The organism is Brevundimonas sp. CURTG3B2_SDJG, assembly GCF_057364705.1.
Window position 1 is genome coordinate 1 of sequence record NZ_JBNFOJ010000085.1, and the last position, 10733, is coordinate 10733.

General features: G+C 70.5%; 10 protein-coding genes, 1 tRNA gene and 2 pseudogenes. 12 read left to right on the forward strand and 1 reads right to left on the reverse strand.

Features of this window, described 5'->3' with window-relative positions; all coding sequences use genetic code 11:
• Nucleotides 1-539: septal ring lytic transglycosylase RlpA family protein (locus AC2W7C_RS07605; protein WP_486000900.1), on the reverse strand; the 539-nt coding region annotated here is incomplete at its 3' end.
• Between the two features lie 97 nt (nucleotides 540-636).
• Between AC2W7C_RS07605 and AC2W7C_RS07610 the strand changes: the two genes are divergently transcribed.
• The 12 genes and pseudogenes from AC2W7C_RS07610 to AC2W7C_RS07665 form a co-directional block, all read left to right on the forward strand.
• Nucleotides 637-726: transfer RNA gene (locus AC2W7C_RS07610), tRNA-Ser, on the forward strand.
• A gap of 115 nt (nucleotides 727-841) precedes the next feature.
• Nucleotides 842-1027, forward strand: a complete 186-nt coding sequence (locus AC2W7C_RS07615; protein ID WP_486000901.1) for a hypothetical protein — start codon at nucleotides 842-844, stop codon at nucleotides 1025-1027.
• Between the two features lie 186 nt (nucleotides 1028-1213).
• Nucleotides 1214-1366 carry a hypothetical protein gene (locus AC2W7C_RS07620; RefSeq protein ID WP_486000902.1) on the forward strand — a complete coding sequence of 51 codons (153 nt, stop codon included), beginning with the start codon at nucleotides 1214-1216 and terminating at the stop codon, nucleotides 1364-1366.
• Nucleotides 1367-1466: 100 nt separating this feature from the next.
• Nucleotides 1467-3212, forward strand: a complete 1746-nt coding sequence (ilvD, locus tag AC2W7C_RS07625; RefSeq protein ID WP_486000903.1) for a dihydroxy-acid dehydratase — start codon at nucleotides 1467-1469, stop codon at nucleotides 3210-3212.
• Between the two features lie 5 nt (nucleotides 3213-3217).
• On the forward strand, nucleotides 3218-4225 hold the full coding sequence (gene ilvC, locus AC2W7C_RS07630) for a ketol-acid reductoisomerase (protein ID WP_486000908.1): 1008 nt from the start codon (nucleotides 3218-3220) through the stop codon (nucleotides 4223-4225).
• A gap of 3 nt (nucleotides 4226-4228) precedes the next feature.
• Nucleotides 4229-5930, forward strand: a pseudogene (ilvG, locus tag AC2W7C_RS07635) (acetolactate synthase 2 catalytic subunit).
• Nucleotides 5931-5932: 2 nt separating this feature from the next.
• Nucleotides 5933-6196 carry an ACT domain-containing protein gene (locus AC2W7C_RS07640; protein ID WP_486000904.1) on the forward strand — a complete coding sequence of 88 codons (264 nt, stop codon included), beginning with the start codon at nucleotides 5933-5935 and terminating at the stop codon, nucleotides 6194-6196.
• Complete coding sequence (locus AC2W7C_RS07645; RefSeq protein WP_486000905.1) at nucleotides 6193-7422, forward strand: 2-isopropylmalate synthase; 1230 nt, start codon at nucleotides 6193-6195, stop codon at nucleotides 7420-7422. The genes AC2W7C_RS07640 and AC2W7C_RS07645 overlap by 4 nt, the downstream gene beginning before the upstream one ends.
• Nucleotides 7406-8374 carry a branched-chain amino acid transaminase gene (locus AC2W7C_RS07650; protein WP_486000906.1) on the forward strand — a complete coding sequence of 323 codons (969 nt, stop codon included), beginning with the start codon at nucleotides 7406-7408 and terminating at the stop codon, nucleotides 8372-8374. The genes AC2W7C_RS07645 and AC2W7C_RS07650 overlap by 17 nt, the downstream gene beginning before the upstream one ends.
• Nucleotides 8367-9778, forward strand: a pseudogene (leuC, locus tag AC2W7C_RS07655) (3-isopropylmalate dehydratase large subunit). The gene AC2W7C_RS07650 and the pseudogene leuC overlap by 8 nt, the downstream one beginning before the upstream one ends.
• A 135-nt stretch (nucleotides 9779-9913) precedes the next feature.
• Nucleotides 9914-10507 carry a 3-isopropylmalate dehydratase small subunit gene (gene leuD, locus AC2W7C_RS07660; RefSeq protein WP_486000907.1) on the forward strand — a complete coding sequence of 198 codons (594 nt, stop codon included), beginning with the start codon at nucleotides 9914-9916 and terminating at the stop codon, nucleotides 10505-10507.
• Nucleotides 10508-10586: 79 nt separating this feature from the next.
• On the forward strand, nucleotides 10587-10733 hold a 147-nt coding region (locus tag AC2W7C_RS07665), incomplete at its 3' end, for an isocitrate/isopropylmalate family dehydrogenase (RefSeq protein ID WP_486000909.1).

Consider the following 10733-nt stretch of genomic DNA (forward strand, 5'->3'; position numbering starts at 1 on the left):
CGCGGGAACGGGGCGAACGCGGCGTACTGGAGCGGTTGGGCGGCGCCCAGGCGCGGAGCCCTGCCCAGGTAACGCACCCGAACCTCGCCCACGCCCCGCTGCAGCATTCCCAGCGCCTCGGCCGAACCGCGCGACAGGTCGATGATGCGGCCGTCCACGAACGGCCCGCGGTCGTTGACGCGCGCCACGATGCGCCGACCGTTGGCCAGGTTGGTCACCTCCACCAGCCCGGGCAGCGGCAGCGTCTTGTGGGCGGCGGTCAGGGCGTGCATGTCGAACCGCTCGCCGGTCGCGGTCGGCCGCCCATTGAACTGGTCGCCGTACCAGGACGCCAGGCCCGTCTCGTCGTAGTTCGGCTGCTCCTCGGGGCGGTACCAGCGCCCCCGGACCTGATAGGGCCGCATCGTGCCCAACACGATCGGCGCGGGATCGGTCACCACCGGCACGCGCCCGCCGTCCGGCCGCGCCACGCCGGCGCAGGCCGCCACGAGCGACAGCAACGCCGCCGCCAACGCGCCCTTGAGAAGTCTCGCCGCCATCGCCCCGATCCTTGAGGCGTCCAGATATGCCGCCAGACATTTCCACTTTGGTTAACGCGGCGTTTGAGGGTATGGCCCTCCTCCGCTCGCGGGACACGGACAGGTGGCCGAGTGGTTTAAGGCAGCGGTCTTGAAAACCGCCGTAGGTGGAAGCCTACCGTGGGTTCGAATCCCACCCTGTCCGCCAAGAGCGCCGCGCCCCTTCACTCAGGCCGCTCGCCGAACATCAAACTTTTTCGACAGCTCTGGACCGGTCCGTGGGCCTCCCCATCTCCCTCCTGCTGGGTCGATGGAGACGCGTGATGCAACAGGCCGAACTGACCCTCGACGACATGCTGTCCGACCCGATCGTGCGCCAGCTGATGGCCCGGGACGGGGTGCCCGAGACCGCGCTGCGCGACCTCGCGACGCGCTTCCGGTCCCGCGCTTCGGAGCCCGGAAGCGGGTTCCGGCGGCGAGAGCCCGAACCCCGCTCGTTCGAGAGCTGACCCGCATTCGGACGGCATGAAACCGCACGCTTTTCCATGGCTTGCGGGAGCGTTCGCGCGCATTTCAGCGCCGGTGGAATAATGCGAAATCTTGCCCCTCTTTGGCCCATTGCGCATTTTTCTACCAAACCCGTTGTGCAGCGCCACAAACCGTGTTTTCATGCGGGCTGATCTCAAGGGTTCCCCGTGACCGCTTTCGCCCGTCCCGTTTCGCGCAAGACGACCGCCCTGGCGGTCGCTGTCGCGCGTCCGGACGTTGCCCTTCAGATCAACAGCGTCGCCATTCTTACCGTAATTCTCGTCCTCCTTGCCGGAGCGGCGTGGACGCTTGTGACCTGACCTAACTCACCCTCAGGATCGCCCGCAGCCACCCGCTCCCGAAAGGTAGCGGGTTTTTTGTTGCGCGCGGTCCGGCTCTCTCCGGAACCGACGCCTCGCAATGACGCAAGATTTCACCCCGAAGGACACGCCGCCGAACGCGCGCAGCCGCGCCGTCACGGCCGGTCCGAACCGTGCGGCGGCCCGCAGCTATCTGCGCGCGGCGGGCATGCGGGACGCCGACTTCGACAAGCCGATGATCGCGGTGGTCAACACCTGGTCGTCGGTCACCCCCTGCAACATGCACCTGGACCGGCTGGCCAAGGACGTCCGCGCCGGCATCGTCGCTGCAGGCGGCTATCCGGTCGATTTCAACACCATCGTGGTCACCGACGGCATCTCGATGGGCACCCCCGGGATGAAGGCCTCGCTGATCTCCAGGGAGGTCGTCGCCGACAGCATCGAACTGGCGGTCGAGGGCCATCAGCTGGACGGCGTCATTTGTATCGTCGGCTGCGACAAGACCATTCCGGCCGCCGCCATGGCCCTGGCCCGCATGGATATCCCCGGTCTGGTCTACTACGGCGGCACCATCCTGCCGGGCGTCATCGGGAGCCGGGAGGTTTCGGTCCAGGAGATCTTCGAGGCCATCGGCGCTCATGCGGCGGGAACCCTGGACGACGCGGGCCTGAAGGCGGTCGAGACCGCCGTCTGTCCCGGCGCCGGCGCCTGCGGCGGCCAGTTCACGGCCAACACCATGGCGATGGCCCTGTCGGTGATGGGCCTGTCGCCGATGGGCGCCAACGACGTGCCCGCCGTCGATCCGATGAAGGCCGCCGAAGGCGAGCGCTGCGGTCGGCTGATCGTCGAGCGCGTCTTCGCCGGCGACACGGCCCGGAAATACATCACCCGCGCCAGCCTGAAGAACGCCGCCGTCGCCGTCTCGGCCTCGGGCGGCTCGACCAACGCGGTCATGCACCTGACCGCCATCGCGGCGGAGGCCGGGATCGCCTTCGGGGTCGAGGACTGCCATCAGGCCTGCGTCGAGGCGCCGGTCATCTGCGACCTGAAGCCCGGCGGCCGCTTCCTGGCCTCGCACCTGTACGCCGCCGGCGGCACGCGGCTGGTGACCCAGCGGCTGGCCCAGGCCGGCAAGATCGTCAACGCGCCCACGGTCTCGGGCCGCAGCCTGTTCGCCGAGGCCGCCGAGGCCGAGGAGACGCCCGGGCAGCAGGTGGTCGCCACCTTCGCGGCGCCGGTCATGGACCGCGGCAGCTACGCCGTCATCTACGGCGACGTCGCCCCGGACGGCGCGGTGATCAAGCTGACCGGCCACAGGGTCGACCGGTTCGAGGGCCCGGCCTGCGTCTTCGACAGCGAGGAGGACGCCTTCCACGCCGTCCAGGACGGCTCGGTCGGCGAGGGCGACGTCATCGTCATCCGCTACGAGGGCCCCAAGGGCGGACCCGGCATGCGCGAGATGCTGCAGGTCACCGCCGCCCTGAAGGGGCGCGGAATCCACGACGTGGCCCTGATCACCGACGGCCGCTTCTCGGGCGCCAGCTACGGCTTCGTCGCGGGCCACGTCTCGCCCGAAGCCGCCGTCGGCGGCCCGATCGCCCTCATTCGCGACGGCGACCGTATCGCCATCGACGTCGCCAGCCGCCGGATCGACGTCGACGCCGATCTGGCGAAGCGCCGGGCGGATTTCGCCCCCCAACCGGTCCGCCCGGCGCACGGAGTCTTCGCCAAATACCGCGCCTCGGTGGCCTCGGCCGCCCAGGGCGCGGTGACCATCCCCGACCCGCCGCCGGTCCAGCGCCCCGCCGACCAGCCCGCCTCCCCTTCCGTTCGAGAGACCGCCTGATGCCCATCACCATCTACACCAACGACGACATCCGCCCCGGCGCCATCGCCGGCCAGCGCATCGCCATCATCGGCTACGGCTCGCAGGGCCGCGCCCACGCCCAGAACCTGAAGGACTCCGGCTGCGACGTGATCGCGGGCGTCCGCCACGGCGGCAAGGGCTGGAAGAACGCCACGGCCGACGGCGTCCCGACCGCCGAACCCGCCGAGGCGGTCAAGGGCGCGGACATCATCGCCATCCTGACGCCGGACATGGCCCAGGCCGACATCTACCGCGACGTCGTCGAGCCGAACGCCAAGCCCGGCGCGGCCATCCTGTTCGCCCACGGCTTCTCTATCCACTACGGCCGGATCACGCCGCGCGAGGACATGGACGTCATCCTGGTGGCGCCCAAGGGTCCCGGCGACCTGGTCCGCCGCGAGTACCAGCGCGGCCGCGGCGTCCCCAGCCTGTTCGCCGTCCAGACCGACGCCACCGGCAAGGCCCGCGACCGGGCCATGGGCTACGCCCGGGCGAACGGCGGCGCCACCGGCGGCCTGCTGGAAACCACTTTCAAGGAAGAGACCGAGACCGACCTGTTCGGCGAACAGGCCGTCCTGTGCGGCGGCGCCAAGGAGCTGGTCATGTCCGGGTTCAACACCCTGGTCGAGGCCGGCTACCAGCCCGAGATCGCCTACTTCGAGTGCATGCACGAGCTGAAGCTGATCGTGGACCTGTTCTACGAGGGCGGCGTCACCAAGATGAACGAGTTCATCTCCGAGACCGCCAAGTGGGGCTCGGTCAAGTCGGGCCCCCGCGTCATCACCGACGAGACCCGCGCCCGGATGAAGACCATCCTGGACGAGATCCAGTCGGGTCAGTTCGCCCGCGAATGGATCGCCGAGAACGAGGCCGGCAAGCCCCGCTACGACGCCTGGGTCAAGGCCGACGGCGAACAGCCGATCGAGACCACCGGCGCCCGGCTGCGCGAACGCATGGCCTGGCTGCAGACCTCCAAGCCGGAAGCCGCCTGACCCATGACCGCCTCAGCCGTCCTGAAATCCGCCCCCGAGGCCGCGCCCCGCAGCGGCGCCCGCCTGCTGGTCTCCACCCTGGAGCGGCTAGGGGTGGAGGTCGTGTTCGGCTATCCGGGCGGCGCGATCATGCCGGTCTACGACGCCCTGGCCGGCTCGTCCCTGCGCCACATCCTGGTGCGGCACGAGCAGGCCGCCGCCTTCGCCGCCGACGCCTGGGCCCGCAAGAGCGGCAAGGTCGGCGTCTGCCTGGCGACCTCGGGCCCCGGCGCGACCAATCTGGTCACCGGCATCGCTAACGCGATGATGGATTCCGTCCCGATCGTCTGCATCACCGGCAACGTCGCCCAGGGCGTCATGGGCACCGACGCCTTCCAGGAGATCGACATCCTCGGCGTCACCCTGCCGATCGTGAAGCACTCGATCCTGGTCCGCGACCCGGCCGACATCCCCGCGGCGGTCGAGGAGGCCTTTCATATCGCCGCCTCCGGCCGACCGGGCCCGGTCCTGATCGACCTGCCTAAGGACGTCCAGGTCGGCCAGGCCGCCGACGAGTTCGGCTTCCACTATCCCAACGCCGTTCAGCCGACCGACCACGACGCCATTGCCGCCGCCGCCGAGATGATCCGCGCCGCCGAGCGCCCGCTGATCTATGTCGGCGGCGGGGTGAAGAGCGGACGGGCCGTGGGCCCGATGCGCGCCTTCGCCAACCGGACCGGCATCCCGTCCGTCTCGACCCTGAACGCGCTGGGCACGATCCCGACCGACGCGCCGGGCTTCCTGGGCATGCTGGGCATGCACGGCACGCGCGCGGCGAACGAGGCGGTGCAGGAGGCCGATCTGCTGATCGTCTTCGGCGCTCGTTTCGACGACCGCGCCACCGGCAAGCTGGCCGAGTTCGCGCCGCACGCTCGCGTCGTCCATTTCGACATCGACGCGTCCGAGATCGGCAAGCTGCGCGAGACCCATGTCGCCGTCGCCGGCGAGATCGCTCAGGGGATCGAGGCCCTGACCGCCCGCCTGGCCGACGCGCCCCTGGCCATCGACCCGTGGATGATCCGCTGCGCCAGCCGGGCCCAGCGCACGGCCTTCCGCTATGACGCCCCCGGCGACGGCGTCTACGCCCCGGCCCTGCTGAAGGCGGTGTCCGAGGCCGCCGGCGACGCCTTCGTCGCGGCCTGCGACGTCGCCAGCACCAGATGTGGGCGCCCAGCACTGCCGCTTCTCGCGCCCGAACGCCCATCTGAGCTCCGGCGGCCTGGGCGCCATGGGCTTCGGCCTGCCCGCCGGCATCGGGGCCAAGCTGGCCGACCCGGACGCCGCGGTCGTGGTCGTGGCCGGCGACGGCGGCTTCATGATGAACGTCCAGGAGTTGGCCACCGCCCGCCGCTACGGCGTCGCGGTCAAGGTCCTGCTGCTGGACAACAGCTCGCTCGGCCTGGTCCGCCAGTGGCAGGAGCTGTTCTTCGACGGCAACTACTCCGAGGTCGACCTCTCCGACAATCCGGACTTCGTGAAGGTCGCCGAGGCCTTCGGCGTCGAGGCCTTCCGAATTAGCCGGCGCGAGGAGGTCGAGGCCGGGATCGCCCGCCTGCTGGCCGCCGACGGCCCCTGCCTCGCGCACGTGATCATCGACCCCCGGGAGAACGTGTGGCCGCTGGTCCCGCCCGGAAAGAACAACGCCGAAATGATGGAAGGCGCCTGACCATGAGCACCGACACCCTGCACCTGAACATCGACCGCGCCGACGGTTCGCTCCAGCGCCTGATCGGCCTGGTGGAGCGCCGCGGCTTCCACATCGACGGCCTGATCCTGCGCGACGAGGGCCCGCGCCGCCGGGTCGAGATGGCCGTGCGCGGCCGCGACGCCGCCCGCAGCGTCGAATCCCTGGGCCGCCAGATCGATCGCCTGTTCGGGGTGACCCGGCTGAACGATCGGGCCGCCGCCTTCCATCCGGAGGTAGCGGCATGACCAAGGTCCAGACCGCCGTCGCCGCCGACCCGAACAAGGTCGTCGTCTTCGACACCACGCTGAGGGATGGCGAACAGGCGCCGGGCTTCTCCATGTCGCCCGACGACAAGGTCCGCATGGCCCAGGTGCTGGCCGCCCTGAGGGTCGACGTCGTCGAGGCGGGCTTCGCCGCCGCCTCGCCCGGCGACGAGGAAGGCGTGCGCCGTGTCGTCGGCGAGGTCGAAGGCCCCGTCTTCTGCTCGCTGGCGCGCGCCCACGAGGCCGACATCGACGCCGCCTTCCGCGCGCTGCACGCCACGGACGAGCGCCGGGTCCATATCTTCCTGGGAACCAGCCCGATCCACCGCTCGGCCAAGCTGAAGATGTCCAAGGCCGAGGTGCTGGCCGCCGCCGAGCGGTCGGTCGCCTACGCCCGCACCCGCTTCGAGGACGTCGAGTTCAGCCCCGAGGACGCCATCCGCACCGAGCCGGGGTTCCTGGCCGAGGTGTGCGAGGCCGCCGCCGCCGCGGGCGCCACGACCCTGAACATCCCCGACACGGTCGGCTACGCCACGCCGTTCGAGATCGGCGACCGGTTCCGCACGCTGATATACGGGGTTCGCGCCCGCTTTCCGCACGTGGTCTTCTCGACCCATTGCCACGACGACCTGGGCATGGCCGTCGCCAACTCCCTGGCCGCCGTCGAGGCCGGGGCGCGCCAGGTCGAGGGCGCCATCAACGGCATCGGCGAACGGGCCGGCAACGCCTCGCTGGAAGAGATGGTCATGGCCATCCGCACCCGCTCGGACCGCTTCGGCCTGACGACCGGCGTGGACGCGACCCACCTGGTCCGCGCCAGCCGTCTGCTGAGCGAGATCACCCACACGCCGGTGGTCCGCAACAAGGCCATCGTGGGCCTGAACGCCTTCGCCCACGAGGCCGGCATCCACCAGCACGGCATGCTGGCCGACCCCTCGACCTACGAGATCATGCGGCCCCAGGACGTCGGCTTCGAAGGCACCTGGTTCGTCCTGGGCAAGCACTCGGGCCGCCACGCGGTGGCCAAGCGCGCCGAGGCCCTGGGCCGGCCGGTCAGCGGCCCGCACCTGCAGGCCGCCTTCGCCGGCTTCAAGCGCCGCGCCGACGAGATCGGCGAGATCAACGATCACGAACTGCTGGCGATCATCGAGGCTTCGCGCCCGGCCGCCTCAACCCCTCAGGAGTACGCGTATGCGGCCGCTGGCTGAACACATCTGGGTCAACGGCGCGCTGACGCCCTGGGCCGACGCCAAGGTCCACGTGATGAGCCACGCGCTCCACTATGGCACCTCGGTGTTCGAGGGGATCCGCGTCTACGACACGCCCCAGGGACCGTGCGGCTTCCGCCTGACCGACCACGTGCGCCGCCTGTTCGACAGCGCCCGCATGTATCATTTCGAACTGCCCTACACGGTCGACGACCTGGTCGAGGCGTGCCGGGCGACTGTGCGCGCGACGGGCCTGCGCTCGGCCTACATCCGCCCGATCGCCTTCCTGGGCGCCTGCGGCATGGGCGTGACGCCCGCGCCCGAGAACATGAACGTCGATGTCGCGATCGCCGCCTTCCCCTGGGGCGCCTACCTGGGCGACGAGGCCTTGGAAAAGGGCGTCGACGCCTGCGTGGCGTCCTGGTCGCGCATCGCGCCGAACACCGTGCCCTCGGGCGCCAAGGCCGGCGGCAACTACCTGTCCTCCTATCTGATCGGGCGGGAGGCCCGGGTCGGCGGTTTCGGCGAGGGTATCGCCCTGGGCGTCGACGGCCGTCTGTCCGAGGGCGCCGGAGAGAACCTGTTCATCGTCAAGGACGGCGAGATCATAACCCCGCCCGCCGCCGCCTCCATCCTGATGGGCATCACCCGCGACAGCGTCCTGAAGCTGGCGCGCGGCCTGGGCTACGAGACCCGCGAGCAGATCCTGCCGCGCGAGGCGCTCTATGTCGCCGACGAGATCTTCATGACCGGCACGGCGGCCGAGATCACCCCGGTGCGGTCGGTCGACGGCATCCCCACCCGCGCCGCCGGCCCCGGCCCCGTCACCAAGGCCGTCAACGCCGGCTTCCGCGGCCTGTTCACCGGCGCCACGCCGGATCGCCACGGCTGGCTGGAGCCGATCGCGACGGCCTCGCCTGCGCCCGCAAGGGCGGAGCCGGAATATGCCTGAGACCCTGTTCGAAAAAGTCTGGAACCGGCACGTGGTGCAGGCCGAAACGGCCGACGCCCCCGCCGTGCTCTACGTCGATCTGCATCTGGTCCATGAGGTCACCAGCCCCCAGGCGTTCGCCGAGATCGAGAGCCGGGGGCTGAAGGTGCGCCGTCCGGATCGCACCTTCGCGACCCTGGACCACTCGACCCCCACCCTGCCCGCGGGCGCCGACGGCGAGCGGCCCTATCACACTCCGGCGTCCAAGGCCCAGGTCGAGACCCTGGAGGCCAACTGCGCCCGGCACGGCGTCTCCCTGGCGGGATGGGACAGCGCCGACCGGGGCGTGGTCCACGTCATGGGTCCGGAACTGGGCCTGACCCAGCCGGGCATGACCGTGGTCTGCGGCGACAGCCACACCGCCACCCATGGAGCCTTCGGCGCCCTGGCCTTCGGCATCGGCACCTCGGAGGTCGGCCACGTCCTGGCCACCCAGTGCCTGCTGCAGCGCAAGGCCAAGGCGATGCGCGTCACCGTCTCGGGTCGGCTCCAGCCCGGCGTCTCTGGAAAAGACGTGGCCCTGGCGGTGATCGCCCGCCTGGGCTTCGGCGGCGGCACCGGCTTCGTCATCGAATACGCCGGCGAGGCCATCCGTTCGCTGGACATGGAAGGGCGGATGACCGTCTGCAACATGTCCATCGAGGCGGGCGCCAGGGCCGGCATGATCGCGCCCGACGCCGTGACCGTCGCCTGGCTGCAGGGCCGTCCGCACGTCCCCAGGGGCGAAGCGTTCGGCCGGGCCGCCGCCGACTGGCTGACCCTGCGCTCCGATCCCGACGCCGTGTTCGATGCCGAGATCGAGATCGACGGCGCCGCCATCCGTCCAATGGCCACCTGGGGCACCACGCCCGACGCCGGCTCGGCGATCGGCGAGCCGGTTCCGGCGCCGCGCGACGCCTCCGGCGAAAAGGCCCTGGCCTATATGGGCTTCACGCCCGGCGAGGCGACCACCCGTCATCCCGTCGACGTCGTCTTCGTCGGCAGCTGCACCAATGGCCGGCTGCCGACCTGCGCGCCGCCGCCGAGGTGCTGCGCGGCCGCAAGGTCAAGCCGGGCCTGCGCATGCTGGTCGTGCCGGGCTCCGAGGCCGTGCGCCGCGATGCGGAGGCCGAGGGGCTGGATCGGGTCTTCATCGACGCCGGGGCGGAATGGCGCATCCCCGGCTGCTCCATGTGCCTCGCCATGAACGGCGACATGGTCGCGCCCGGCCAGTTGGCCGTCTCGACCTCAAACCGCAATTTCGAGGGCCGCCAAGGCCCCGGATCCCGCACCATCCTGGCCAGCCCGGCGACGGCGGCCGCGACGGCCATCATGGGCGTGCTCACCGACCCGCGCGTGTTCTTGGGAGAAACGGCTCATGCATAGCTCGGCTCCTCAAAACTCGTCACCCCCGGCCTTGTGCCGGGGGTCCATAGCCCCCGCCGTTCAAAGATCACTTCCGCTGTCAGTGATCATGGATCGCCGGGACGAGCCCGGCGATGACGGAAAGGATTGGCAGCCATGAGCACTGAGCCCTTCAAAACCCTGACCTCCAAGGCCGTGGTCCTGTCGCAGTCCAACATCGACACCGACCAGATCATCCCCGGCCGCTTCCTCTCGACCACCAGTCGCGAAGGGCTGGGGGCCTGGGCTTTCTACGACTGGCGCTACGAAGCCGACGGATCGCCCAAGCCCGAGGCGGTGCTGAACCGCATCGACCCCACGGAGCGCCGCATCCTGCTGGCCGGCCGCAACTTCGCCTGCGGCTCGTCCCGCGAACACGCCCCCTGGGCGCTGATGGACTACGGCTTCCGGGCCGTGGTCTCGACCGAGATCGCCGACATCTTCACCTCCAACGCCCTGAAGAACGGCCTGCTGCCGATCGTGGTCGACCAGGCGGCGTGGGACGACTTCGCCGCCCATCCCGACCAGCCGATCACCATCGATCTGGACGCGTCCACGATCCAACGCGGCAATGCGGCCCCCGTGGCCTTCCAGGTCGAGTCCTTCGCCCGCCGCTGCCTGCTGGACGGGGTCGACACCCTCGGCTGGCTGCAAGCCCGCCTGCCCGCCATCGAAGCCTTCGAACACGCCCGTGAAAGGGAAACCGCCTGATGCACGCCTCCAAGACCTATGACATCGTCGTCCTGCCTGGGGACGGCGTCGGCCCGAGGTGACCCACGCGGCCCAGGCCGTGCTGACCGTCATCGGCGACTTCTTCGGCCACAAATTCCGCTTCCACGAGCACCTGATCGGCGGCGCGGCCATCGACGCGACCGGCGACCCGCTGCCCCAGGCGACCGTCGACGCCTGCCTGGCCGCCGACGCCGTCCTGCTGGGC